The 24,318-nt window shown below is 61.3% G+C and carries 23 protein-coding genes; 18 read left to right on the top strand and 5 right to left on the bottom strand.

The genetic code is table 11. From position 1 onward, the window contains the following. Positions 1-10: 10 nt before the first annotated feature. The 10 genes from kdpB (at position 11) to AO068_RS15665 (ending at position 12,473) form a co-directional block, all read left to right on the top strand. Complete coding sequence (gene kdpB, locus AO068_RS15710) at positions 11-2,089, top strand: potassium-transporting ATPase subunit KdpB (RefSeq protein ID WP_058408837.1); 2,079 nt, start codon at positions 11-13, stop codon at positions 2,087-2,089. Between the two features lie 54 nt (positions 2,090-2,143). After that, positions 2,144-2,716: a potassium-transporting ATPase subunit KdpC gene (kdpC, locus tag AO068_RS15705; RefSeq protein ID WP_058408836.1), complete on the top strand. Its 573-nt coding sequence runs from the start codon at positions 2,144-2,146 to the stop codon at positions 2,714-2,716. A 65-nt stretch (positions 2,717-2,781) separates the two neighbouring features. Then, entirely contained in the window at positions 2,782-5,445 is a 2,664-nt protein-coding gene (locus AO068_RS15700; RefSeq protein WP_058408854.1) for a sensor histidine kinase, read from the top strand. Next, positions 5,442-6,134: a response regulator gene (locus AO068_RS15695; RefSeq protein ID WP_005746102.1), complete on the top strand. Its 693-nt coding sequence runs from the start codon at positions 5,442-5,444 to the stop codon at positions 6,132-6,134. The genes AO068_RS15700 and AO068_RS15695 overlap by 4 nt, the downstream gene beginning before the upstream one ends. Before the next feature lie 96 nt (positions 6,135-6,230). Then, on the top strand, positions 6,231-6,509 hold the full coding sequence (locus tag AO068_RS15690) for a hypothetical protein (RefSeq protein ID WP_002552999.1): 279 nt from the start codon (positions 6,231-6,233) through the stop codon (positions 6,507-6,509). A 382-nt stretch (positions 6,510-6,891) separates the two neighbouring features. After that, a complete protein-coding gene (locus AO068_RS15685; RefSeq protein WP_002553000.1) occupies positions 6,892-7,809 on the top strand; it encodes an AAA family ATPase in 918 nt (305 codons plus the stop codon). Then, on the top strand, positions 7,779-8,762 hold the full coding sequence (locus tag AO068_RS15680) for a DUF58 domain-containing protein (RefSeq protein ID WP_058408835.1): 984 nt from the start codon (positions 7,779-7,781) through the stop codon (positions 8,760-8,762). The genes AO068_RS15685 and AO068_RS15680 overlap by 31 nt, the downstream gene beginning before the upstream one ends. Continuing rightward, complete coding sequence (locus tag AO068_RS15675; protein ID WP_058408834.1) at positions 8,759-10,768, top strand: transglutaminase TgpA family protein; 2,010 nt, start codon at positions 8,759-8,761, stop codon at positions 10,766-10,768. The genes AO068_RS15680 and AO068_RS15675 overlap by 4 nt, the downstream gene beginning before the upstream one ends. A gap of 24 nt (positions 10,769-10,792) precedes the next feature. Continuing rightward, complete coding sequence (locus AO068_RS15670; RefSeq protein ID WP_002553003.1) at positions 10,793-11,554, top strand: CHAD domain-containing protein; 762 nt, start codon at positions 10,793-10,795, stop codon at positions 11,552-11,554. 121 nt (positions 11,555-11,675) lie between these two features. Beyond that, on the top strand, positions 11,676-12,473 hold the full coding sequence (locus AO068_RS15665) for an acyl-CoA thioesterase (protein WP_058408833.1): 798 nt from the start codon (positions 11,676-11,678) through the stop codon (positions 12,471-12,473). 13 nt (positions 12,474-12,486) lie between these two features. Here AO068_RS15665 and AO068_RS15660 read toward each other — a convergent pair whose 3' ends face one another. From AO068_RS15660 to AO068_RS15650, 3 genes are all read right to left on the bottom strand, one after another. Continuing rightward, on the bottom strand, positions 12,487-12,729 hold the full coding sequence (locus AO068_RS15660) for a hypothetical protein (protein WP_058408832.1): 243 nt from the start codon (positions 12,727-12,729) through the stop codon (positions 12,487-12,489). A 124-nt stretch (positions 12,730-12,853) separates the two neighbouring features. Then, positions 12,854-14,329 (bottom strand): methyl-accepting chemotaxis protein, encoded by a 1,476-nt coding sequence (locus AO068_RS15655; RefSeq protein ID WP_058408831.1) that lies wholly within the window; start codon positions 14,327-14,329, stop codon positions 12,854-12,856. A gap of 84 nt (positions 14,330-14,413) precedes the next feature. Then, positions 14,414-15,250, bottom strand: coding sequence for a TatD family hydrolase (locus tag AO068_RS15650; RefSeq protein WP_058408830.1), 837 nt, complete (start codon positions 15,248-15,250; stop codon positions 14,414-14,416). 180 nt (positions 15,251-15,430) lie between these two features. On the opposite strand from AO068_RS15650, the gene AO068_RS15645 reads away from it, so the two are divergent. The 5 genes from AO068_RS15645 (at position 15,431) to greB (ending at position 18,898) form a co-directional block, all read left to right on the top strand. Beyond that, positions 15,431-16,852: a transglycosylase SLT domain-containing protein gene (locus AO068_RS15645; RefSeq protein WP_058408829.1), complete on the top strand. Its 1,422-nt coding sequence runs from the start codon at positions 15,431-15,433 to the stop codon at positions 16,850-16,852. Positions 16,853-16,958: 106 nt separating this feature from the next. Continuing rightward, positions 16,959-17,393, top strand: a complete 435-nt coding sequence (locus AO068_RS15640; protein WP_002553009.1) for a DoxX family protein — start codon at positions 16,959-16,961, stop codon at positions 17,391-17,393. 242 nt (positions 17,394-17,635) lie between these two features. Further along, positions 17,636-17,944 (top strand): hypothetical protein, encoded by a 309-nt coding sequence (locus tag AO068_RS15635; RefSeq protein WP_058400496.1) that lies wholly within the window; start codon positions 17,636-17,638, stop codon positions 17,942-17,944. Positions 17,945-18,048: 104 nt separating this feature from the next. Then, positions 18,049-18,378 (top strand): hypothetical protein, encoded by a 330-nt coding sequence (locus tag AO068_RS15630; protein WP_058408828.1) that lies wholly within the window; start codon positions 18,049-18,051, stop codon positions 18,376-18,378. A 46-nt stretch (positions 18,379-18,424) separates the two neighbouring features. Further along, the gene (gene greB, locus AO068_RS15625; protein ID WP_058408827.1) at positions 18,425-18,898 is read left to right on the top strand and encodes a transcription elongation factor GreB; all 474 of its coding nucleotides are present in this window, start codon (positions 18,425-18,427) and stop codon (positions 18,896-18,898) included. A 37-nt stretch (positions 18,899-18,935) separates the two neighbouring features. Here the strand turns inward: greB and AO068_RS15620 are convergent, their stop codons facing one another. Both AO068_RS15620 and AO068_RS15615 read right to left on the bottom strand, forming a co-directional pair. Beyond that, positions 18,936-21,452, bottom strand: coding sequence for an ABC transporter permease (locus tag AO068_RS15620; RefSeq protein WP_058408826.1), 2,517 nt, complete (start codon positions 21,450-21,452; stop codon positions 18,936-18,938). Next, the gene (locus AO068_RS15615; RefSeq protein WP_058408825.1) at positions 21,452-22,135 is read right to left on the bottom strand and encodes an ABC transporter ATP-binding protein; all 684 of its coding nucleotides are present in this window, start codon (positions 22,133-22,135) and stop codon (positions 21,452-21,454) included. The genes AO068_RS15620 and AO068_RS15615 overlap by 1 nt, the downstream gene beginning before the upstream one ends. A gap of 10 nt (positions 22,136-22,145) precedes the next feature. Between AO068_RS15615 and AO068_RS15610 the strand changes: the two genes are divergently transcribed. The 3 genes from AO068_RS15610 (at position 22,146) to AO068_RS15600 (ending at position 24,167) form a co-directional block, all read left to right on the top strand. Further along, positions 22,146-22,751, top strand: coding sequence for an arylesterase (locus tag AO068_RS15610; protein WP_004664750.1), 606 nt, complete (start codon positions 22,146-22,148; stop codon positions 22,749-22,751). Positions 22,752-22,807: 56 nt separating this feature from the next. Beyond that, positions 22,808-23,089 (top strand): hypothetical protein, encoded by a 282-nt coding sequence (locus tag AO068_RS15605; RefSeq protein ID WP_002553016.1) that lies wholly within the window; start codon positions 22,808-22,810, stop codon positions 23,087-23,089. A gap of 112 nt (positions 23,090-23,201) precedes the next feature. Then, positions 23,202-24,167, top strand: a complete 966-nt coding sequence (locus AO068_RS15600; RefSeq protein ID WP_002553017.1) for a L,D-transpeptidase family protein — start codon at positions 23,202-23,204, stop codon at positions 24,165-24,167. The last annotated feature ends 151 nt before the right edge of the window (positions 24,168-24,318 follow it).

The raw sequence follows: 24,318 nt of genomic DNA, 5'->3' as shown, positions 1-24,318 counted from the left end.
GGAACCGATCATGAGCACTACTGATTTTTCAAGACGTGATGCTGTAAAAACTGCCGAGCCTCAGGCCGCCAGCGAGACAGCCAAGACCGGCATCGCTGCCCTGTGGCGTCCGGCGCTGGTGCAGGCGTTCGTCAAGCTCGACCCGCGCCAGCTCAAGCGTTCGCCGGTGATGCTGGTGGTGGAACTGACTGCCATTCTGACCACCGTGCTGTGCGTGATCCCCAACCCGCAGGTGCCCACTTCGGTCTGCGTGCAGATCGCCCTGTGGCTGTGGTTCACCGTATTGTTCGCCAACTTCGCCGAAGCGCTGGCCGAAGGTCGTGGCAAGGCCCGCGCCGACAGCCTCAAGGCCGGCAGCGAAGGGCTCAAGGCGCGCATTCGCGATGAGAACGGCAGCCTGCGCATCATCAATGCCAGCGAGTTGCGCAAGGGCGATGTGGTGCGCGTCGAGATCGGCGAAATGATTCCCGGCGACGGCGAAGTCATCGAGGGCATCGCGGCGGTCAACGAGGCGGCGATTACCGGCGAATCCGCGCCAGTGATTCGCGAATCCGGTGGTGACCGCTCGGCCGTGACCGGCAACACCCGGCTGGTGTCCGACTGGCTGCTGATACGCATCAGCGCCAACCCCGGCGAATCGACGCTGGACCGCATGATTGCACTGGTGGAAGGTGCCAAGCGGCAGAAGACCCCTAACGAAGTCGCGCTGGATATTCTGCTGATCGGCCTGACCCTGATCTTTCTGCTGGTGGTCATCACCTTGCAGCCGTTCGCCCACTTTGCCGGGGGTAGCCTGCCGCTGGTGTTTCTGGTGGCACTCCTGGTCACCCTGATCCCGACCACCATTGGCGGCCTGCTGTCGGCCATCGGCATTGCCGGCATGGACCGGCTGGTGCGCCTCAACGTGATCGCCAAGTCCGGTCGCGCCGTAGAAGCTGCGGGCGATGTGCATGTGCTGTTGCTGGACAAGACCGGCACCATCACCTTCGGCAATCGCCGCTGCGCTGCCGTTTACGCAGCACCCGGCGTGACCCCGAAGGAACTGGGCGAGGGCGCCTTGCTGGCGTCGCTGGCCGACGATACGGCGGAAGGCAAATCCATCGTCGAGTTCCTGCGCAACCTGCACCCGATGAACGAGCCCACCCTGAGTTCGGTAACCGCTGTACCGTTCAGCGCCGATACACGTCTGTCCGGTGTGGATTATCAGGGCCATGTGTACCGCAAGGGCGCGGTGGATTCGCTGCTGGCTTTCATCAACATGCAGCGTAGCGACCTGCCGCCTGCCTTGGCGCGGGAAGTCGACAAGATTGCCAAGACCGGCGGCACGCCGCTGCTGGTCTGCGCCAACGGTCGTTTGTTGGGTGCGATTCATCTCAAGGACGTGGTCAAGCCGGGTATTCGCGAGCGCTTCGAAGAGTTGCGCAAGCTGGGGATTCGCACGGTAATGGTGACTGGCGACAACCCATTGACTGCCGCAGCCATTGCCGCTGAAGCGGGTGTCGATGATGTGCTGGCCGAAGCCACACCAGAGAAAAAGCTGGAACGGATTCGTCAGGAGCAGGGCGAAGGCCGACTGGTGGCGATGTGTGGCGACGGTGCCAACGATGCGCCTGCACTGGCGCAGGCGGACGTCGGTATGGCGATGAACGATGGCACCCAGGCCGCGCGTGAAGCGGCCAACATGGTTGACCTCGACAGCGACCCTACCAAGTTGCTGGACGTGGTGCAGATCGGCAAGGAATTGCTGGTCACACGCGGTGCGCTGACGACGTTTTCGATTGCCAATGACGTGGCCAAGTACTTCGCCGTGCTGCCTGCGCTGTTTGCCTCGATTTATCCGCAACTGGGCGTGCTCAACGTCATGCAACTGGCCAGCCCGCAAAGTGCGATTGTCTCGGCCATCGTCTTCAACGCGCTGATCATCGTTGTGCTCATCCCGCTGGCCCTGCGTGGCGTGCGGGTTCAGGCCGCCAGCGCGGCGCATCTGTTGCGTCGCAACCTGCTGATCTATGGCCTGGGCGGCATCGTTGTGCCGTTTCTCGGCATCAAGTTGATCGACATGCTGCTGGTCGCACTCGGCCTTGTTTGAAGCCTGTGCTGCACGCCGGTCGGCGTGCAGCCTCACCTGATTGAGGATGTGCAGATGTCCAATGTATTGCGTCCGGCCTTGAGCCTGATCGTGTTGATGAGCCTGATCACCGGCGTGGCCTATCCACTGGTAGTCACCGGGGTTGCGCAAGTGGCGTTTCCGGCGCAGGCCAATGGCAGCCTGGTGTACGACGCGGCGGGCAAAGTGCGCGGCTCGGCACTCATCGCCCAGTCGTTTACCGGTGATGAGTGGTTTCAGTCGCGTCCTTCGGCAGGCGCGTTTGCGACGGTAGCCAGTGGCGCGAGCAACTTTGCGCCGAGCAACCCGGCACTGGTGGCACGCGTGAAAGAGGACGTTGCGAAACTGGCCAATGCCTCGCAGGAACCGGTGCCACTTGCCTTGCTGACCACGTCCGGCAGCGGTCTGGACCCGCATCTCTCGCCTGAAGCGGTTGCCTGGCAGGCCGGTCGCGTTGCTGCGGCGCGCCAGTTGCCGTTGGACAAAGTACAGGCGCTGATCGACGCCAATACTCAGCGTCCGCTGATCGGCCCGCCCGTGGTCAACGTATTGGCCTTGAATATGAGCCTGAATCAGTTACCGTCTGCACCGCGCAACGCGCAGTTGTAACAAAGTGCGCCGTGTTCGCAGCAGATTCACTAAGCTGTAGATGATTAGAGAGGGTGGTAACCAAGGTGAGTGATTCCGGTCGAGCTGATGCACTGCTGGCCCAGCTGCCCCGCGAAGGGCGCGGGCGGCTGAAGGTTTTTCTCGGTGCCGCGCCGGGCGTGGGCAAAACCTACGCCATGCTTCAGGCGGCCCATGCGCAGTTGCGTCAGGGCGTCAGGGTCTTGGCGGGCGTGGTGGAGACCCACGGCCGTGCGGAAACCGAAGCGCTGCTCAACGGCGTACCGCAACAGCCCTTGTTGCGCACCGAATACCGAGGCATGACCCTCGAAGAAATGGACCTTGATGCCTTGCTCAAGGCGGCGCCGGCATTGGTGCTGGTCGACGAACTGGCGCACACCAATGCGCCCGGCAGTCGGCATACCAAGCGTTGGCAGGATATTCAGGAACTGCTCGCTGCCGGCATCGATGTCTACACCACGGTCAACGTCCAGCATCTGGAAAGCCTTAATGATCAGGTGCGCGGTATCACCGGGGTGCAGGTGCGCGAAACGCTGCCGGACTGGGTGTTGCAGGAAGCTTTCGACCTGGTGCTGATCGACCTGCCGCCGCGCGAACTGCTGGAGCGCCTGCGCGACGGCAAGGTGTACGTGCCGGAGCAGGCGCGCGCGGCCATCGACGCTTTCTTCACGCAAACCAATCTCACTGCGCTGCGCGAAATGGCCATGCAGACCGCTGCGGCGCAGGTCGATAACGATCTGGCGCAGGGCTACCGGCAATTGGGCCAGTCGGCTCCGGCAGTTCGTGGGCGGATGCTGGTGGGCATCGACGGTGATGCCCATGCCGAGCGCCTGGTGCGTCACGCCAGTCGGGTTGCTCAGCGTCGCCACCTGCCGTGGAGCGCCGTGCATGTGGACGACGGGCAAACCCTCGACGAGCAGTCCCGCGCGCGCCTGCAAAGCGCTCAGCAACTGGCCGAGCGGCTGGGTGGCGAGGCGGTTTCGCTGCGCGCCGGGGAGGTCGCCCGAACGCTAGTGCAGCATGCCATCGAACGGCGCGCCAGCGTGGTGCTGGTCGGCCAGTCGCGTCGGCACTGGCGTCGCCGGGTGTTTGGCGGCGGTGTTGCCGCACGTTTGTTGCGTGAAGGGCACGGGTTGGAAATTTCGGTGCTCGACGACAGTGAAGAGCTACCCGATCAACCGCCCCGCGCACGCCCGGCTCGCGAAGTGGTGTGGTTCGATTACGGCCTGGCCTTTGTGGCCACGCTGCTTGCCAGTCTGGTCGCCTGGGGTGTGTCGGGCGTGCTGGCGCTGCCCAACATTTCCCTGATCTTTCTCGCGGCGGTGTTACTGGTTGCGGTGCGCAGCAGCATGGGACCGGCGCTGGCGTGTGCCGGGCTGTCATTTCTGGCCTATGACTTTCTGTTCATTCCACCGAGTTTTTCCCTGAACATCCAGCGCGAAGAAGACGTGCTGACGCTGCTGTTCTTCCTGCTGATGTCGGCGCTGACCGGCAAGCTTGCGGCGCGCCAGCGCAGGCAGTTGCAGGCGTTGCGTGATACTCAGGAACAGACCAGCGAACTGCTCGACCTGTCGCGCAAGATGACCGCCGCCACGGATCGAAAAGCAGTACTCAATGCCGCCGAACAGCATTTTTCCGGCTGGAAGGAATTGTATCTGTGCCTGGTTGATCGTGACGGGCAGGGCGGTTTGGTTGTTGAGACTGGTGGGCCGCTGACCTTCTCGGAAGCCGAACGTGCCGCCGCCGACTGGGCCTGGCAGCACGATCAACCGGCTGGCAGCGGCACCGGCACGCTACCGTCCGGGCGCTGGTGGTGGTGGCCGATTACCGCGGAAGAAGGGCCACTGGCCCTGCTGGGTGTCAGTGCGCGTGAAGGCCAGTCGTTCACCGCGCAACACCGGCGTCTGCTGGCGGCGCTGACCCAGCCGCTGGCGCAGGCGCTGGCTCGCGCACAACTGGCGCAAGAGCTTGAAGCCGCGCGTCTGCATGGTGAAACCGAGCAATTGCGCAGCGCCTTGCTGGCCTCTGTGTCCCACGACCTGCGCACGCCACTGACGTCCATGCGCGGCAGCATCGACAGCCTGCTGGCGCTGGGCGAAGCCATCCCGCTGGAGGATCGCCGCGAGCTGCTGGAAGGTACACGCGACGAAGCCGAACGTCTGGATCGCTATATCCAGAACCTGCTGGACATGACGCGCCTGGGACATGGCGCGCTGAAACTTGCACGAGACTGGGTGTCGCCTGCCGATATCGTCGGCAGTGCGCTCAACCGGCTGCGCGCCGTGCTGGCACCCTTGCAGGTCAGCACCCAGGTGACCGGCGAGCTGCCATTGCTGTACGTGCATGCGGCGCTGATCGAGCAGGCGCTGGTCAATGTGCTGGAAAATGCTGCACGCTTTTCACCTGTCGACGGGCGCTTGCAGGTGGCGGCGGGTGTGGTCGACAGTGAGCTGTTCTTCTCGGTCAGTGACGAAGGGCCGGGCATTCCCGAGGATGAACGGGCGAAGATTTTCGACATGTTCTATACCGCAGCCCGCGGTGATCGGGGCGGGCAGGGCACGGGCCTGGGGCTGGCGATCTGTCAGGGCATGATTGGCGCGCATGGTGGACGTCTCAGCGTCGAGGAAGGCATTGACGGGCAGGGTACGCGCATCACCTTGTTCCTGCCGTTGCAGGCGCAGCCGGATGTGGAAATGGAGGAGTCAGCTTGAGCCAGGCGGCAACCATTCTGGTCATCGATGACGAGCCGCAGATTCGCAAATTTTTGCGCATCAGTCTGGTGTCGCAGGGCTACAAGGTGCTCGAAGCGGCCACCGGCGGGGATGGCCTGACCCAGGCGGCATTGAACAAGCCGGATTTGCTGGTGCTTGATCTTGGCCTGCCGGACATGGACGGTCAGCAAGTGCTCAGTGAGTTTCGCGAGTGGTCAGCGGTGCCGGTACTGGTGCTTTCGGTACGCGCCAGCGAAGCACAGAAAGTCCAGGCGCTGGACGCCGGAGCCAACGACTACGTGACCAAACCGTTCGGCATTCAGGAGTTTCTGGCCAGAATCAGGGCGCTGCTCAGGCAGGTTTCCGGTAGCGACAAGCCGGAGTCGGCCCTTCAATTCGGTCCGCTGACCGTCGACCTGGCCTATCGCCGGGTGCTGCTCGATGGTCACGAAGTGGCGCTGACGCGCAAGGAATATGCGGTGCTGGCGCAGTTGGCACGCCACCCTGGGCGGGTCATTACCCAGCAGCAGTTGCTCAAGGATATCTGGGGGCCTACCCACACCGATGACAGCCACTACCTGCGCATTGTGGTCGGGCATTTGCGCCAGAAACTGGCAGACGATCCGACCGCCCCGAGGTTCATCCTCACCGAGCCTGGAATAGGGTATCGTCTGCTGGCCGACCACTAGATGAAAAAAGCGACCATACCCCCGTGGTACGGCACTTTTACTGCATCGAATCGTCAAAGCCGCACACTCCATATTCACTCCTGAGGTAACACCCCCATGAAAGCCTTTATCTGTCTGCCATTGCTTGTCTTGGTTCTTGCAGGTTGCGCTGGCAAGACCGGGTATCGAGACAGCTGCGCTACCCAGATAGACGCTGCCTGGCACGAGCTTGATCTGGCCAAGGCCGAAGGCTTCGCCGGCACCGTCAGTTACTCCAAGGCCCTGTCGCTGCTGACCGGTGCCAAGACCCAGCAACAGTTCGAAGCATTTGAAGGCTGCACCGAAAAAGCCGAAAAAGCCCGCTTCTACATCCGCGAGTCGCGCGCTGGCCGCTGATAGCTGACGATACACAGGTCCTGTGGGAGAGCGCTTGCTCGCGATGCAGTGCTTCAGGCGCAGAGCTCTCGGGGCTGTACCGGCCTCTTCGCGAGCAAGCTCGCTCCCACAGGGTTTGCGGTTTGCATAGCAACGAGCGCGGAGCGTCGCACGATAGTTGAGATTATCGTTCCGCACGCTCCAGCGTCGGAATGCCTTGCGTGACGCTCCGCGTCACAACTCTGCACTGCGCCGCAGTCTCACGAGCGGACGCAGAGCTTCCAGCATCACATCAAATCCCTACCGACTCTAGCGAAACGGCCTACGCTCATCTTAAAGTGTTCGGACACTAGCATCGCTTGCAGTCCCACAGTCATTAAGCAGTTGCCGGAAGGGGCTTTCGATGGGTAGAAAACTCGATGCATGCCTGAGCGCCATCAATGAAGTGGTACTGGGCAAGGAAGTGCAGGTGCGGCTGGCGATGACCTGCCTGATCGGCGGCGGGCATTTGCTGATCGAAGACTTGCCGGGGATGGGCAAGACCACGCTCAGCCATGCGCTGGCGAAAATTCTGGGCCTCAGTTATCAGCGCATTCAGTTCACTTCCGACCTGCTGCCGGGTGACATCCTGGGGACTTCGGTATTTGATCGGGACAGCGGGCAATTCACCTTTCATCCCGGGCCGATCTTCGCCGAACTGGTGCTGGCCGACGAAATCAATCGCGCCACGCCCAAGAGCCAGAGCGCGTTGCTGGAAGCCATGGAAGAAGGGCAGGTCTCCATCGAGGGCGCGACACGTCTGTTGCCCGATCCATTCTTCGTGATTGCGACTCAGAACCCGTTCAGTTCCGGTGGCACCTTTGCCTTACCCGAGTCTCAGCTGGACAGGTTCCTGATGCGCATCTCCATGGGTTACCCGGCGAGAGCCGCAGAGAAAGCGTTGCTGCTTGGCGAGTCACGCCGCGAACTTTTACCGCGCCTGCAGCCGATTCTGGACCACGCCATGCTTGGCCAGTTGCAGGCGCATGCACGGCAGTTGCGGGCCAGCGATGCACTGGTCGACTATGTGCTGCGACTGGTCGAGGCAACCCGCAGCCAGCCGCAATTCGCCTATGGACTGTCGCCCAGGGCGAGCCTGGCGATTCTGGCCGCAGCGCGGGCCTGGGCGATGTTGCTGGGGCGTGATTACGTCATTCCCGAGGATGTGCAGGCGGTCTTGCCGTCGGTGGTCGGCCATCGGCTGCGCGAGCGCAGCGACCCGACCGGGCATGGCGGCGGGGCGCTGGTGCAGTGGTTATTGCGCGAGGTGCCGGTGCTTTGATCGAGCCGCTCAAACCGCTATGGCAACGCTGGCTGGCAAAACGAATTCCTCCGGCGTCACGCATCACGCTCGACCACCGGCGCATCTTCATCATGCCGACGCGCACCGGCATGACCTTTGCTGTCGTGATCGTGCTTATGCTGCTGGTGGCGATCAATTATCAGAACAGCCTGGCCTACGGGCTGACCTTTCTGCTGTTGTCAGTCGGGGTGCTGGCTATCCTGCACACGTATCGCAACCTCAGCGGCTTGATTCTCAGTGCCGGTGTGGCGCGTTCAGTGTTTGTCGGCGAACCGGTGCAATTGCGCATGCGTCTGGAAAGTGCCGGTCAGGCCCACCATGCGCTGGGGGTAGGCTGGACTGCGGCAGCTCTGCAACCTGGCGATGTGCTGCCACGCGGGCTGACCGATGTTGAACTGAGCCTGCCTGCCGAAAAGCGCGGCTGGCTGCATGCGCCAAGGCTGCGGATCGAGAGCGCGTTCCCGCTGGGCATTTTCCGCGCCTGGAGCTGGCTGGATCTGCAGCAGAGTGCCTTGATCTATCCGCGGCCACTGTCGGGTGCCATGCCGCTGCTAAAAGGTGTGCAGCCCCACGCCGAGGACGACGGTCAGGCCACTCAGGGTGCCGGTGTAGATGATTATCAGGGGCTGCGCAGCTACCAGCCGGGCGATAACCTCAGTCGCCTGCACTGGAAAGCCTATTCCCGAGGTCAGGGGTTGCTGGTCAAGGACTTCACTGACTTGAGCGGCCACGACCTGTGCCTGGACTTCATGGCGCTGGGCGGCGATATCGAGGAGCGCTTGTCGCGCCTGTGTTATTGGGTGCTGGAGCTGTCCCAGCGTCGTCAGCCGTTTGCCTTGCGCCTGCCAGGTTTTCTGTCCACGGTCGACAGCGGTGATGCGCACCGCGAAGCCTGCCTGCGCGCCTTGGCGCTTTATGGTCATCGATCATGAGTGACAAGAATAAAGCGCTCGCAGCCGCACCCATTCCGCGTGTCAGCCTCACCTGGCTGCTATTGGCGCAGGCACTGGTCGTGTTGCCGTTCGCGCTGCACGTGCCGGTATCGATCACGCTTCTGTGGCTGGGCTGCACATGCTGGCGGGTTCAGGTGTTCCGGATGCGCGCGCGGCTGCCCGGCACCTGGATCAAGTCAGGGTTGCTGGTGGGCACCGCCGGTGGCGTGTATCTGGCGCGTGGCAGTCTGGTCGGGCTGGATGCCGGAGCAGCGTTACTGGTGGCGGCATTCGTTCTGAAAATGCTGGAAATGAACAACCACCGCGACGCACGGGTCCTGATCTTTCTCGGTTTCTTTTGCGTGGCGGTCGGCTATCTGTTTGAAGACAACCTGCTGTGGGCGCTTTTCAGCCTGCTGCCGGTCGGCGCGCTGCTGGCCGCGTTGATTGGTCTGCAGCAGGCGGATCTGGCTGGCAGGTCAATCGACACGCTCAAGCTGGCGTTCAAGCTGATGGCGCAGGCTGTGCCGTTGATGCTTGTGCTGTTTCTGTTTTTCCCACGTCTGGACCCGCTTTGGTCGTTGCCGCAACCGAGCAACAAGGGCGTCACTGGGCTGTCCGACAACATGGCACCGGGCGACATGGCCGAGCTGAGCAAGTCGCCGGCACTGGTATTTCGGGCCAGTTTTGAGGGACCGATACCGGCGCGCAATCAGTTGTACTGGCGCGGTCTGACCCTTGAGCAGTTCGATGGGCGGCGCTGGTCACAGTCGGCACGTGCCCAGACCGTGCAGATCCCGCAGTGGGAAAAGCGCGGCGATCCACTGGCCTACAGCATTGTCATGGAGGCCAGCGGTCGGCCCTGGTTGCCGAGCCTCGACGTGGCCGAGACCACGTTGCCGGACGTTCGGCAAATGAGCGACTTCCGCCTGCAACGCCGGCGTCCCGTCGAGCAATCGCTGTTATATGCCGTCAATTCCTGGCCGCTGAGTATTCGCGACCCGCAATCCAGCGAACAGGTCCAGCGCCAAAACCTGCAATTGCCCGCCAAGGGGAATGATCAGGCCCGGCAGTGGGCGGCTGAACTGCGCCGTCGCTACACTACGGCGGATGCGATGGTCGCCGCGATGCTTGGTTATTTCAGCGACCAGCCGTTTCACTACACCCTCAAGCCCGCACCGTTGGGCAACGACAGCATTGATGAGTTTCTGTTTGCGAGTCGTCAGGGTTTTTGCGCCCACTACGCCGGCGCAATGACTTTTGTGCTGCGCGCTGCGGGTATTCCGGCGCGTGTCGTGGCCGGGTATCAAGGCGGCGAACTGAACCCCGACGGGCACTACCTGACCGTGCGCCAGTTCGACGCGCATGCGTGGGTCGAATACTGGCAGCCGGGTATCGGCTGGCGCAGTGTCGACCCCACCGCAGCAGTTGCACCGCAGCGTATCGAACAGGGCTTGGAGCAGGCGCTGGCAGCAGACGAAGCCTTTCTGCAGGACTCGCCCTATTCAGCGTTACGCTATCGCAATGTGCCTTGGGTCAACGCCATACGCCTGAGCTGGGATAACCTCAACTATGGCTGGCAGCGCTGGGTGCTGGGCTATCAGGGACAACAGCAGTTACAAATTCTCGGCCGTTGGTTTTCAGGGTTTCAGGCACCGGTTTTCGTCCTGGGGACCCTGTTTTCACTGGGGCTGGTTGCATTATGGCTGTTCAAACCCTGGCAGCGCGAAAGCGACTCGCAACTGCGGGTGTTCAACGCATTTGAACGCTTGCTAGCCCGTCATGGTCTGCGTCGTATGCCGGGTGAAGGCGCTGACGCATTCTGCCGCAGGGCGGTACTCTACTTTCCGCAGCATGCCGAGGCCATTGAAGGTTTCATCCGCGAATTTCAGGCGCAGCGCTACGCTGGGCGGGTGGCTTCGGCCAGCCGCTTGAGGCATGCATTAAGCACGTTGCGTCGTCGTCTGCCATGGAGGTTGTCAGCCGTCAGGGACAGGCATTCATGAATGAGTGTGTCGAAGGGGAATTGCATGTCTTCAATGGTGGATCATCTGGTGGCCGAGGTGCTGGCGCTGGATGTCAAATTGCTCGCGTGCCAGGCACGCCTTGCGGTTTCGACGGACAGCGAAGCGCTGCATGATTTGCGTACCACCGTGCGTCGTCTGCGTAGCGTACTGCGGCCCCTGCGGGAAAACCCGGCTGCCGCAGAACTGGAAGAGGCCGCAAAAGCGGTAGGGCAACTGACCACGCCTTTGCGTGACATGCAGGTGCTCGCCGCGTTTCTCGAAGAGCAGGGCCTCAACGAGGCCGCTTTCAAGCGCAACCAGTACTTGGGAAATGCCTGCCCCAGGGTTGCGACGTCGCCTGAACTGAGCCGTTTGCTCAAGCTGATAGATCTATTCCCGGAGCTACTGCGTTTGCAACAGCGTCAGGGAATGTTGCGTGGCCTGCGCAAGACCATCGAAAAGCGTATGGACAAACAGTGGAGCAAGCTACGTGTGGCCATCGCCGAGCCTGGGCATGATCGGCATGATCTGCGCCTGCTGATCAAACGCGTGCGTTACGCCGCCGAAGCGTACCCGGAACTCAGTCACCAGCCGAAAAACATGCAGGCCCGGCTCAAGGCCGCACAAGGCGAGTTGGGCGACTGGCATGATCATTTGCAATGGCTGGCGCAGGCTGCCGAGCAGCCGGATCTGGCACCGTGCATTGCGGGTTGGCAGATCGGAATCGTGCGTGCCGAGCGCAAGGCCGAGGCGTCGCTCAAGCGGCTGGCCAAGGCCTGTTTCTAAGGCAGTGGCGTTTTTATGGAATAGGTCATTCAGGCCGCAATAATGGCCAATATGCGGCATGTCGTTGACTAGGAGGATGGTTATTATCCATCCACTTGTGTGTCGACTTGCTGGAGTAAGCATGATCTTTTCCGAACTGATCGATGCGGTGCGTCGCGACCCGCGTGCTGTCACGATCCCTGCCGAATGGTCCCAGGGGCGCGCCTGCTTTGGCGGGTTGATGGCGGCGCTGACCTATGAAGCGATGCGTGCCGAGGTGCCGGAAGGGCGCCCGGTTCGCTCGCTGGCGATTACCTTTGTCGGGCCTGCCGAGCCTGGCGTGCCAATTGCCTTTGACGTCGAAATTCTGCGTCACGGTAAGGCTGTCAGTCAGGTGTCGGGGCGCGCCATGCAGAACGGTCAGGTGATGACCCTGATACAAGGCAGCTTCGGCGCGCCCCGTGAGTCGATGATTGCGGTTGCCGCAGAGGCCGCGCCAGTGCTCAAGCCGGTAGAGCAATGCCCGGAACTGCCTTTTGCCAAGGGCGTGATGCCCGACTACCTGCGCTTCATGGACATTCGCTGGGCACTGGGCGGCATGCCGTTCAGCAATACACCGTCACCGGCAATTGGTGGTCATGTGCGTTTTCGTGATGAGGCGCATGCCAGCCCCATGAGCGAGGCCCATATTCTGGCGCTGGTCGACACCTGGCCGCCTGCGGTATTGCCGCACCTCAACAAGCCTGCACCGGGCAGTTCGCTGACCTGGACCATCGAATTCGTCCAGCCACAGCCGGTGCTCGATACGCTGCAATGGTGCAGTTATCGCGCAGTCATCGAACATGCCCGGGATGGCTACGGTCACACCGCAGCAGCGTTGTGGAGCCCCGACGGCGAACTGATCGCAATCAGCCGCCAGACGGTGACGGTGTTTGGCTGACTGACAAGGCAGGTCAATATTTCCGGGCGGAGCGGGCAGCGTCCTTGCGCTGAAAACCCAGCGCAGCCAGCAGGCCGATCACACCGATGGCAATCGATGGCAGGCTCTCGGAGAACAGACCGTTGAGTATCAGCAGGGTCGCCAGAATGAAGAGAGGTACGGCAATCAGGTACATGGCCAGGCTGGCCGAGTGCTCCTGATTGTCGTTGCTGTCACGCCATTGATTGAGCTGCAGATCGGAAAGTGGCTTGTTCATGCGGCGGTCCTCTTAAGGTTAGCGCTTGTTCAGGACAACGCGTAAAGCGCCGTTCAATGCCTGAAGCATAGGCCCGCCTGCCGATCGCTGACGACTCAAGCCTGTCTATCGCCGCGATAGCCTGTTACAACTTGAGCTGGCCGATCGCAGCATTCAGCTCGCCCGCCAGCGTGGCGAGTTCGTCACTGGTGCTGGCCGAGTCCACGGTCTGCACCACCGTGCGTTCGGTGACATCGCGGATACTCACCACCGCACGGTTCATTTCCTCGGCCACCTGACTTTGCTGCTGCGCGGCGACGGCAATCTGCGTATTGCTTTCGCGCATCTGTGCCACGGCACCGGCAATGGCCGCCAGCGCTTCGCCCGCTTCCTTGGCCTGCTGCACGCATTCGTCGGCCTTGTACGAGCTTTCCTGCATGAAATCCACCGCATCGCGGGTGCCGCTTTGCAGGGTCGAAACCATCGTGGTGATTTCATCGGTCGAGGTCTGCACCCGTTTGGCCAGGTTGCGCACTTCGTCGGCGACCACGGCAAAGCCGCGACCCATTTCCCCGGCGCGTGCGGCTTCGATGGCGGCATTCAGGGCCAGCAGGTTGGTCTGTTCGGCAATGCTGTGGATCACGTTGACCACGCCGTTGATCTTCTGGCTGTCCTGGGCCATGCGCTGGATCATTTCGGCAGTCTGTTGCACGCCGCTGGAGAGCCCGGCGATGGATACTTGCACGCGGTCGACCACGACCTTGCCGCTGCCCGCCAACGCGTCGGCGGTCTGCGACTGGTCGCGTGTGGCCGTGGCGTGTTGGGCAATGTGATGGACCGTGGCGGTCATCTCGTTGATTGCCGTGGCCACCTGATCGGTTTCGCTTTGCTGGCCGAGCATGCCCTGGCGTACATCTTTCATGCCCGCAGCCAGATGCGCTGCACCCTGATCGAGGCGGCCAGCGGTTTGCGAAACCGTATTGACCACTCGCTGATACCCGGCCTGCATGGCATTGAACGCCTTGGCCATCTGCCCGACCTCATCGTCACTGCGGTTAGGCACGCGGGCCGCCAGATCGCCGCTTTTTTCGACGTGCAGCATCACATCCTTGAGCGCGTTGAGCTGGCTGAGGAGAAAACGGATCAGCAGTTGCGAGGCGCAGAGCATCAACAGCATCAGCACGAAAACGGCGGCTGCGTAATGGCTGAAGCGATCCTGAAATACTTGCAGAAAGGTTGGAGCAAAGGCCAGCACCGCGATCTGCTGGCCAGTGCTGCGGGTGACGATCTGCGCGCCGCTCAACAGTCTGTCGCTGGCTGGTTTGTTCAGCGCAACCCAGTCGCGGGCGTCGACCAGCTCTGGCAGCGCGAGGGTATTGAAGGCGGGTGTCTGACCTTTGCTGTAAGCCAGCAACGTATCACTGGCGGGCAGCACTGCGTCGGCAGGCCACGCGGCCAGCAAGCGAGCCTGAGCTTGCGCTGCCTGACGTGACGTATCTGCTCGTGCCTGCTGCTCTGCTTGCATGGCGTAAAGCACCAGCAGCAGGGTTGTGACGAAAGCGACCGCGTTAACGGCCCAGAATTTATATTTCAGTGACAGGTTGCCAAGCCATGAGCCCATGAGCGGTCTTCTTTGATGGTCGTGTGAGGTAGCAGCAAGATGCCATCACGATGCCTCAGCCATCAAAGAGACCCTTGATGCGGGTCAAGGAAGCTGCAGATTTTCGCCGGTTATCTGTTCCAGAGAGGGTAAATCGAAAAACTCACGCGCGCAGGCCGTGCTGTGACGGGCGAGATCTTCCTGGCTTTCGCCCCGGTGCAAAGCCACTTCGCGCAAGACTTCCGGCAGGTAAGCGGGTTCGTTACGGCCATTTTTCGGCTTGGGGCGCAGGCTGCGTGGCAGAAGATAAGGCGCGTCGCTTTCCAGCATCAGCCGGCCGCGAGGGATATTGCCCACAAGCGGGTGCAGGTGCGTGCCGCGTCGCTCATCGCAGATCCAGCCTGTTATGCCAATGTGCAGGTCAAGATCCAGGTAACTGAACAGCGCGGCGCGTTCGCCAGTAAAGCAGTGCACCACCGCAGCCGGCAGACGGTCGCGGTAGTCGCGCAGAATCTCCAGCAGGCGCTGGTTGGCGTCACGTTCGTGCAGGAACACCGGCAATTGCAGTTCCACCGCCATGGCCAGGTGCGCTTCAAGAACCTTTTCCTGCTGCGGGCGAGGCGAGAAGTCGCGATTGAAATCCAGACCGCATTCACCCACGGCGCGAACGCGATTTTCCTTGAGCAGGGCATGCAACTGTTTCTCGGTGTCACCGGTCCAATCGCTCGCCGAGTGCGGGTGGATGCCTGCCGTGCAGAACAGGCGTTGCGCGCTTTCATCCAACTCGTGACACAGCTGCAAGGCGTGTTCGCTGCCCTCGACGCTGGTGCCGGTCACCACCAGTTGCTCGACGCCTGCGGCATAGGCGCGATCGAGTACCGCCTGTCGTTGCGAGGCGAAGCTTGCGTTGGTCAGATTGACGCCGATGTCGATGAGTTGCATGGTGCTACCTCCAGCTGAAGGCTGTCGAGCATACCAGAGCTCCGGCCACAATAAGAAAACGCTGGGTATTCAAGCGATTGAGCCGGATGGTTCAACGATTTCCTTCGCTGTTCGATGCTGCTGCGTGACCTCAAGATTTCCTTTTTCCTGTTTTTTTCCGGCGTTGCCCTGGGGAAGTGAATGATCCGATCCGCGCTTGTGTCTTTTATGTGTCTGTTGGCGCTGCTGCCGCTGCAGGTTTCTGCTCGTCAGACCGGCCCACAGGCCGTGCAGCACAAAGCGCAGGTGCGCGATCTGCCTGCCATTCGCAGCAGCAAGGTGCTGCGCGTGCTGGTCAATCAAAGCCGCAACAGCTCCGGTGACGTCAAGGGCCAGGAAATCGGCATCGAATATCATCGCCTGCAAGCCTTCGAACAGTACCTCAACAGCCATTCGCGCGGCGCTCAGAAGGTCACGCTCAAAGTCATACCCAAGGCCAAGAACCAGCTACTGACCGCGTTGCAGCGCGGCGAAGGCGATATGATCGCGCCTGGCGAACTGCTTGATGTCAGCGAAGCCAAAGGTGTTCAGGCCAGTGCGCCGATCATTCATGATGTGCCTCTGGTGCTGGTCGGCGCGCGTGGCCAGCGCAACGTACGGCGTGTGGAGCAACTGTCGGGACATACACTGAGCCTGCCCACCGGCAGCGCGGCCGACGAGGCCCTCCATCAGGTCAATCGGCAACTGGAGCTGCGCAAGCTGCCGCTGGCCAAAATCGAATGGGTCGACCCAAGTCTTGCAGTCGAAGATGTGCTGGAGATGGTCCAGGCCGGTATTTACCCGATGACACTGGTCGAGCAGCCTATCGCCGAGCGTTGGGCGAAGATCATGCCCAAACTGCGTATCGAGCGCGGCCTGACCTTGCAGACCCACGGCGACATCAGCTGGTTTGTACGCGACAACGCAACCCAGCTGCGGGCCAGTGTCGATGATTTCCTCAAAGGCTATAAACCTTCGGCTCAGCAGGATCAGGTGCTCGCCAAGGCTTACAAAAACACCTACAAGGTCAACAACCCGCTGGTACGCAACAACCTGCAACGTCTTGAGCAACTGCGTCCGATGCTGCAACGCCATGCCGATGCGCAGGGTATGGACTGGCTGGACCTGGCGGCCCTGGCGTTCAAGGAGTCGAAGCTCGACCCGGCGGCCAAGGGCAGTGGCGGCGCGACAGGGCTGTTGCAGATCACTCCGTCGGCGGCAAAAAGCGTCGGAGTGCCGAGCATTCAGAGCGCTGACGACAATATCCGTGCAGGTTCGCGTTACATGGCGCTGATCCAGCGCAAGTACTTCTCCAGCAGCCGAGTCAACGAGCGCGAGCGCATGGCGTTCGTAATGGCGGCCTACAACCTGGGGCCGGAGCGTGTGCAAGGTATGCGCGAGGAAGCGCGGCGGCGCGGGCTCAATCCAGATCAGTGGTTTTTCCAGACCGAGCGCGTGGCAATGGAGCAGGGCGGTGCCAACGTCGTCGCGTTCGTCAACAGCGTGAACAAGTATTACCTGGCATTTGATCGCGAGCGAGACTCGCTGGAAAAGAGTGGACCGAAAACTGCCGTAAAGCGCTAATCATCGATTTATTGGATTGCTATGTGCCGTTATTTGCGGTTTTCACATAAGTAAATTTGATTATTATGGCATCACGTTCACTTAATCAATCCCGGAAATCACCCACATGAACACAATGATCAAATCGGTTCTCAGCACTCGCGCCGGTTACGGCCTTACCCTGTTGCGCGTTATTGTCGGTATTGCGTTTATCGCTCACGGCAGTCAGAAACTGTTCGGGGCCTTCGGCGGTTATGGCCTGGAAGGCACTGCGCAGTACATGGAAAGCCTGGGCCTGACACCGGGTTACCTGATGGCGCTGATGTCTGGCAGCGCCGAGTTCTTTGGCGGTCTGGGCCTGCTGTTGGGGCTGCTGGCTCGTCCGGCTGCGGTAGTGGTGATCCTGCTGTTGCTGGTAGCGATCTTTACCGTGCATATCCATAACGGCTTCTTCATGGCCAATAACGGTTATGAGTATGCGCTGGCGTTGCTCGGCGGCGCTCTGGCAGTGCTTATCGAAGGTGCAGGCAAGTTGTCGCTGGACCGCGTCATCTCCCGATAACCGGCTATGCTTGTCCTGCAAGGCCCGCTTCCGGCGGGCCTTGTGCGTTTGCGGGCTCGCGCCACGGATGACAATTGACAATGAATGGGGCGTTTCTCTAGGATGCGTGCTCAAGCGCCGATTTAACAACTACTTGCGGGGCGCCTGGCAAGGCTCAAGTCTTGTCGAAATACCGCTAAAACGTTGGTTCGGTGTTGCCTCTCACCGCTGCCCAGCGGATCTTGCGAGGCAGAGATATAACCATGAACAACCTGCGCCCCCTCATTCGTCTTTCCCCGATCAGCACGGTCTTGTCACGCAAGAACCCGAAAATCCTTTTGAGCGGCTCTCACCAGCCTACGCTGTTGCGCTACCTCGATGGCTGGCCTCGACGGGGCGGTGGTAACTGTGCGTTTCTAATTCAGTTTGTCGATACGAACTCGTCATTGAGCCACTTTGGCAACGACGAGTTTGACCTGGCGGTGGTGCAATCGCCTCAGGCTGACGACGTCGAGCAGCTCATTCGTGATCTGACGCGTATTGCCCGCCAGGGCCTGATTACGCTGGGTTGAAACGGCGGACGTATTCAATTGGCATAGAAGGCATATTGCTGGCCCCCAGCCTGTGAACTGACAGGCAAAATCGCCGCCTTATCAAAGGATTAGGTGGTTTTCGCATGCGTTTGGTCTATTGTGCTCTGGCGTGCCTGACGCTTTCCGGGCTGGCTTTTTCCGTTCAGGCCAGAAACGCGACGGAGAACGAGCGTTATCTTTGTCGCTGGGGCTCGACCATTGCCGGTGGTGCCCAGGCTTCCAAGCTGTCAGGCGTTACCCGTTACGGGGCGCGGCAAAAGCTGCAGGCGCGCAAGTTCGCCAAACAGTGGATGCGCCCCATGGCATTGCGTATCACCGAGCAGACCTACGACAGCGAGTCGCGTTTGAAGCCTGACGCGGTCAGCAAGGTGTATTACGAAGGCTGCATCCAGCATGAGGTGGCGCGTCGCTGATTTTTTATGCCTGTCGAACTGATTTTTGCAGGGCTGGAGAAACGTCTTGAGTACAAAGATCATCACTATGGGCGGGCATGAAGCCCTGAAGAAAGAACTCGATTACCTGTGGCGAGAGCACCGGCCCGACATTACTCAAAAGGTCGCCTGGGCAGCGTCGTTGGGTGATCGCAGCGAGAACGCGGATTACCAGTACAACAAGAAACTGCTGCGCGAGATCGACCGGCGCGTGCGCTACCTGCGCAAGCGCCTCGAAGACATGCGCGTCGTCCAGTATTCGCCGGAGCAGGAAGGGCGAGTGTTCTTCGGTGCCTGGGTCGAGATCGAGAACGAAGCAGGCGACCTCAAGAAATTTCGCATCGTCGGCTACGACGAGATCTACGGGCGCAACGATTACATTTCCATCGACTCGCCCATGGCACGCGCCTTGTTAAAGAAGGAAGAGGGCGATGAGGTGCTGGTCAACACGCCGGAAGGCGAGAAGCTGTGGTTTGTGAATTCGATTGTTTATGAGCAGTAAGGCCGGACGCACAGCGTCGTAGTCCGGCCAGTCGCGCTCAACCTTCGCGCAGTACGGTCAACGGGCTGACGTTCAGTGCGCGGCGCGTGCCGAATACGCCAGCGCCACCCACCAGCAGAGCACCGATCACTGGCAGCAGCAGTAGCCACGGATGCGGCTGCCATTCCAGTGAGAAGGCGTAGCGGTACAGCACGAAGCTCACCAGCTCACAGCCCAGCGCCGCCAGTACGCCGCTGGCAGCCCCCAGCAAACCGAATTCGATGCGCCGTGACTTGATCAGCAGTGCTCGCTCTGCGCCGAGTGCACGCAGCAGCGCGCCCTGACGGATGCGTTCGTCCAGGGTCGCCTGCAACCCGGAGAACAGCACGGCAATACCGGCCGCCAGCACAAACAGCAGCACGAATTGCACGGCCAGCGTGACCTGATCAAGAATACTGCGCACCTGCGCCAGCAAGGCTTCCACCCCCAGAATGCTGATCGACGGGTAGGCCCGCGACAGTTCGACAATCTGTTTATCCTGGCCAGGCGGCAAGTAGAAGCTGGTCAGGTAAGTGGTGGGCAAATCAGCCAGGGTGCCAGGCTGGAAGATCATGAAGAAGTTGGGCTGGAATGTATCCCAGTTCACGTCCCTCAGGCTGGTGACCACAGCTTCGCGCGTCAGGCCACCGACAATGAAGCTCAGGCGGTCGCCCAGCTTGATCTTCAGGCTCTCGGCCAGCTTGGTCTCGATCGATACCCCGGGCGTCGCGTCGCTCTGGCCTGAGGCAGGCAGCGCCTTCCACCAGTTACCGGCAGTCAGGGTATTGCCTTCGGGCAAATCGGCGGCCCAGGTCAGACTCAGGTCGCGGCGAGTGGCGTTTTCACCACGCGAGTCCTTGGTCACGAAGTTGCCCACCGGTTCACCGTTGATGCTGGTCAGACGTCCCGGCACTACCGGGTAGAGCGGAGCCGAGTGGGTGGACAGCTTGCTCAGGGTCTGGGCGAAGTTTTCTTTCTCTGATGGCAACACATTGAGCACGAAATAGTTTGGTGCGTCCTTGGGCAGCTGGTTTTGCCAGGTGTCGAGCAGTTCACCGCGCAGCAGCGCGATCAAACCCATCGACAGCAGGATCAGGCCGAAGGCCAGAGATTGACCGGCAGCGGCCAGCGGGTAACGCAGCAGTTGCCCCAGGCCCAGCCGCCAGGGCAGCGACGCACCGGCCAGCAGGCGGCGCAGGCTGTTAAGCGCCAGCAGCAACAGGCTGCCCAGTATCAGCGCGGCAACGACGCCACCGCCCAGCAGGGCAAAGGTCAGCACCAGGTCGAGGCTCAGACGCCACATGATCAGGCCCAGCGCGAACAGCGCCGCGCCATATACCAGCCATGAGCTGGCGGGAATCGGCAGCATGTCACGGCGCAGCACGCGCAGCGGCGGCACGCGACCCAATGCTGCCAGTGGCGGCAGGGCGAAACCGGCCAGCGCTACCAGTCCGGTGCCCATGCCTGCCAGCGCAGGCAAAAGGCCGCCCGGAGGTACGGTGGCCGGCAATAGATTTTGCAGCAGTGCAAATAATCCCAATTGCGCCAGCCAGCCCAGCAGCGCGCCGCTCAGGCTGGCCAGCAGGCCGATGATCGCCAGTTGCAGGCTGAACAGGGTCATGGTCTCGCCGCGTGACAGGCCCAGACAGCGCAGCAGGGCGCTGGCATCGAAGCGCCGTGCGGCAAACCTGGATGCCGAAAGCGCCACGGCAACCCCCGCCAGCAGAACGGCCACCAGGCTCGCCATATTCAGATAACGTTCAGCCTTGCCCAGCGCGCCACCAATCTGCTGACTGCCATCGCGGGCGTCCTTGATTTCCTGATGCGGTTCCAGAGTCGGCTCGATGGCTTTACGGTAGGCGGCCAGCGCTTCGGGCGGGCCGCTCCACATTTCCCGGTAGCTGACTCGGCTGCCCGGTTGCACTACGCCGGTAGCGGCGAGATCCTGCAGATTGATCATCACCCTCGGGGTCAGGCTGTAGAAGTTGCCCGCACGGTCTGGCTCGTACGTCAGTACCCGAGTCAGTTTCAGGGTTTTCGAGCCGACGTCGATATCATCACCGACCTTCAGATCAACGGCTGGAAACAGTCGTGCCTCGGCCCAGGCTTCACCGGGTCTGGGGCCGCTGCCAGCCTGCTCGGTCTGATACAGGTCCGCAGCGCTTTTAAGCTCGCCGCGCAGTGGGTAAGCGTCATCCACCGCCTTGATGCTGGACAATTGGATACCGGCATCGGTGGCGATCACGCTGGAAAAGATCACGATCTGCGCATGCTTGAGTTGCAGGCGCTTGCCTTCCTCGACCTGCTCGGCGCGCGCCGGGCTGGAACCCTCCAGAATCAGATCAGCGCCAAGAAACTCGGTTGCCCGCAACAGCATTGCGCCGTTCAGGCGCGCGCCGAAATAACCGATGGCGGTGCTGGCAGCCACGGCTACCAGAAGGGCAAAGAACAACACCCGCAACTCTCCGGCGCGTGCATCGCGCAACAGTTGGCGGGCGGCGAGGCTTAGCAGACGGGCAAAAGGCAAACGTGCCATCAAGGCTCCAGCGGGGCGACCAGTCGGCCCCCTTCAAGACGGATCAGGCGGCGGCAGCGATGCGCCAGACGCTCATCGTGAGTCACCAGCACCAGCGTGGTGTTGCGCTCCTTGTTCAGTTCGAACAGCAGGTCGCTGATACGCTCGCCAGTGTGGCTGTCCAGGTTGCCGGTGGGTTCGTCGGCAAACAGCACGTCCGGGTCGGCGGCAAACGCGCGGGCGATGGCCACCCGTTGCTGTTCGCCTCCGGACAACTGACGCGGTGTGTGGGTCAGGCGCTGGCCAAGGCCTACGCGCTCCAGCAGGTGGCGAGCCTTTTCGCGGGCGTCCTTGCGGCCTTCAAGCTCCATCGGCAGCATGACGTTTTCCAGCGCATTGAGGCTGTCGAGCAACTGGAATGACTGAAATACAAAACCGACGTGCTCGGCGCGTACCCTGGCGCGCTGGTCTTCATCCAGTTCACTCAGGTTGCGGCCCGAGAGGATAACCGAACCGGAGCTGGGCAGGTCCAGCCCGGCAAGCAAGCCGAGCAGGGTGGATTTGCCCGAACCGGAGGCACCGACGATGGCCAGTGTGTCGCCCTTGTTTAGTTCCAGGGAGAGTTCGTGCAGGATGGTCAGGTCACCTTCGGTGCTGGGGACTACTTTGCTGAGGCTTTGGGCACTGAGAATACTTTCACTCATGGAGAATCCGATGCGTGCGTTGTTTTTAAGTGCTGGCCTGGGGTTACTGCTGCTGTCACAGGGCGCGTTGGCGGGCACGGTATTGATCGTCGGGGATAGTATCAGTGCGGCTTTCGGACTGGATACCCGCGTGGGGTGGGTCAGCCTGCTGGAGCAGCGTCTGAGCAAGGAGGGATTCGACGACAAGGTGGTCAATGCGTCGATCAGTGGCGACACCAGTGCAGGAGGCCAGGCGCGTCTGCCTGCGCTGCTTGCAGAGCATAAGCCGGAACTGGTTATTCTCGAATTGGGTGGCAATGACGGACTGCGTGGCCAGCAGCCCGCTCAATTGCAACAAAACCTTTCATCAATGATCGACAGCTCTCGGGCAGCCGGTGCGAAAGTGTTGCTGCTCGGTATGCAGATACCGCCCAACTACGGGCCGCGTTACACCAATGCGTTCAAAGAGGTTTACAGCAACCTGGCCGAGCAGAAGAAAGTCCCGTTTGTGCCCTTCTTTCTGGAAGGCGTGGGCGGAGTGCCCGAGCTGATGCAGGCTGATGGTCTGCATCCGGCGGCGGCTGCTCAGGGCAAGTTGCTGGAAAATGTCTGGCCGAGCCTGAAACCGCTGCTTTGAGGCTTTCCCGGACGGGGGCTTTCGGCTAATGTGGCGCCCCCGATCTGGAGCCCCCCATGCCGCGTCCCGCCTGGTCCCTGTATGCCTATCAAATGCTTGAGCCCCATGAGCAGCTGGATCTGTTCGCCTGTCAGGAAGTGCGCGTCCATCTGATTGCTCGCCAATTGGAGCTGGGCGGCTCGATCGACCGGACGTTGTGCGGCACGTTGTTGCCTGCCCAGCCGCAGATGCGCGCCGTCGAACTGCAAGCCATGCGCGATGAGCGTCTGTGCCCGCTGTGCAAGGCCATCATGGATGCGCAGCGCAGGGGCATGAATCCGATCTGGCCTGAACTCTAGCTGTCGCCGAAACGCGCCGGTCAGGCGCAGATATCCCCGATCCGGCAAGTGCCGGTGTACACTTCAGTTGTTGTTTCCATCTCTATAGTCGTTACCCGAAGGATCTTCCCGGATGTTGTCGCGCATTCCAGCCGTTACCCGCTGTCTGTCGCTTGCTGCTCTGTGCGCGGCGAGCTCTGTCCATGCTCTGGAGTTTCCGTTGCCGCCGCCCGGTGAGGACATCGTGGGCCAGGTGCAGGTCATCAAGGCCAAATACGAGGACACCTTTGCCGATCTGGGCACAAAATACGATCTGGGTTATCTGGAAATGATCGCGGCCAACCCTGGTGTTGACCCCTGGTTGCCGGGTGCAGGCAAGGACATCGTGCTGCCGACCCGCTTCATTCTGCCGCCGGGCCCGCGCGAAGGGATTGTCATCAACCTTGCCGAGTACCGCATGTACTACTACCCCAAAGGGCAGAATGTCGTGCACACCTATCCGCTGGGTGTCGGTCGTGAAGGCTGGGGTTCGCCCATCGGGGTGACCAAGGTAACGGCCAAGACGCCAAACCCGACCTGGACGCCACCTGCCTCGATCAAGGCCGAACATGCCGCTGACGGTGATCCGCTGCCTGACGTAGTGCCTGCCGGTCCGGATAACCCGCTGGGGCCGTTCAAATTCGGTCTTGGGCTTTCCGGCTACCTGATCCACGGTTCGAACAAGAAGTTCGGTATTGGCATGCGCACCAGTCATGGCTGTTTCCGCATGTACAACAACAACGTGCTGGAACTGGCCGACATGGCTCCGGTCGGTACGACCGTGCGAATCATCAGCGAGCCCTACAAATTCGGCATCAGCGGCGGCAAGGTTTACCTTGAAGCACACACACCGGTCGATGACCTGGGCAACCCGTCGGTGGTCGACAAGCACACCGCGGTCATCAATGCGCTGCTCAAACGTGACGACCTGGCCAACAACCTGCGCATGAACTGGGACGTAGTACGCGATGTAGTTGCGGCCGAAGACGGCATGCCGGTGGAAATCGCAGAACCGGGCAAAGCGCCTGCGAGTGCTGAAGAGCCTGTGATTTTTCAGTAAGGCCAACCTGTTCGCGCGCCAATACTCTGCGTCACGCGGCGCCCGCAGGAGGACGCCATACGTGCTTTTCGATCACAGTGTCACTGACGACGCAGAGTGCGACGTTAGTGACGGCTGAGTCCTGACGCTGATCCGGGGGATGCGAGGCAGG

Origin of the sequence: Pseudomonas sp. ICMP 3272, from assembly GCF_001466905.1 — a bacterium.
GTDB lineage: Bacteria > Pseudomonadota > Gammaproteobacteria > Pseudomonadales > Pseudomonadaceae > Aquipseudomonas > Aquipseudomonas amygdali.
This window is presented reverse-complemented; position numbering and strand designations above follow the sequence as displayed.

Excerpts from the sequence above, each read along its gene's own strand:
- kdpB (WP_058408837.1), top strand. The coding sequence starts at position 11 with ATGAGCACTACTGATTTTTCAAGACGTGATGCTGTAAAAACTGCCGAG.
- AO068_RS15690 (WP_002552999.1), top strand. The coding sequence starts at position 6,231 with ATGAAAGCCTTTATCTGTCTGCCATTGCTTGTCTTGGTTCTTGCAGGT.
- AO068_RS15630 (WP_058408828.1), top strand. The coding sequence starts at position 18,049 with ATGCGTTTGGTCTATTGTGCTCTGGCGTGCCTGACGCTTTCCGGGCTG.
- AO068_RS15645 (WP_058408829.1), top strand. The coding sequence starts at position 15,431 with ATGATCCGATCCGCGCTTGTGTCTTTTATGTGTCTGTTGGCGCTGCTG.
- AO068_RS15650 (WP_058408830.1), bottom strand. The coding sequence starts at position 15,250 with ATGCAACTCATCGACATCGGCGTCAATCTGACCAACGCAAGCTTCGCC.
- AO068_RS15615 (WP_058408825.1), bottom strand. The coding sequence starts at position 22,135 with ATGAGTGAAAGTATTCTCAGTGCCCAAAGCCTCAGCAAAGTAGTCCCC.
- AO068_RS15640 (WP_002553009.1), top strand. The coding sequence starts at position 16,959 with ATGAACACAATGATCAAATCGGTTCTCAGCACTCGCGCCGGTTACGGC.
- AO068_RS15660 (WP_058408832.1), bottom strand. The coding sequence starts at position 12,729 with ATGAACAAGCCACTTTCCGATCTGCAGCTCAATCAATGGCGTGACAGC.
- AO068_RS15670 (WP_002553003.1), top strand. The coding sequence starts at position 10,793 with ATGTCTTCAATGGTGGATCATCTGGTGGCCGAGGTGCTGGCGCTGGAT.
- AO068_RS15600 (WP_002553017.1), top strand. The coding sequence starts at position 23,202 with ATGTTGTCGCGCATTCCAGCCGTTACCCGCTGTCTGTCGCTTGCTGCT.
- AO068_RS15620 (WP_058408826.1), bottom strand. The coding sequence starts at position 21,452 with ATGGCACGTTTGCCTTTTGCCCGTCTGCTAAGCCTCGCCGCCCGCCAA.
- AO068_RS15610 (WP_004664750.1), top strand. The coding sequence starts at position 22,146 with ATGCGTGCGTTGTTTTTAAGTGCTGGCCTGGGGTTACTGCTGCTGTCA.
- AO068_RS15605 (WP_002553016.1), top strand. The coding sequence starts at position 22,808 with ATGCCGCGTCCCGCCTGGTCCCTGTATGCCTATCAAATGCTTGAGCCC.
- kdpC (WP_058408836.1), top strand. The coding sequence starts at position 2,144 with ATGTCCAATGTATTGCGTCCGGCCTTGAGCCTGATCGTGTTGATGAGC.
- AO068_RS15655 (WP_058408831.1), bottom strand. The coding sequence starts at position 14,329 with ATGGGCTCATGGCTTGGCAACCTGTCACTGAAATATAAATTCTGGGCC.
- AO068_RS15635 (WP_058400496.1), top strand. The coding sequence starts at position 17,636 with ATGAACAACCTGCGCCCCCTCATTCGTCTTTCCCCGATCAGCACGGTC.
- AO068_RS15675 (WP_058408834.1), top strand. The coding sequence starts at position 8,759 with ATGAGTGACAAGAATAAAGCGCTCGCAGCCGCACCCATTCCGCGTGTC.
- AO068_RS15685 (WP_002553000.1), top strand. The coding sequence starts at position 6,892 with ATGGGTAGAAAACTCGATGCATGCCTGAGCGCCATCAATGAAGTGGTA.
- AO068_RS15665 (WP_058408833.1), top strand. The coding sequence starts at position 11,676 with ATGATCTTTTCCGAACTGATCGATGCGGTGCGTCGCGACCCGCGTGCT.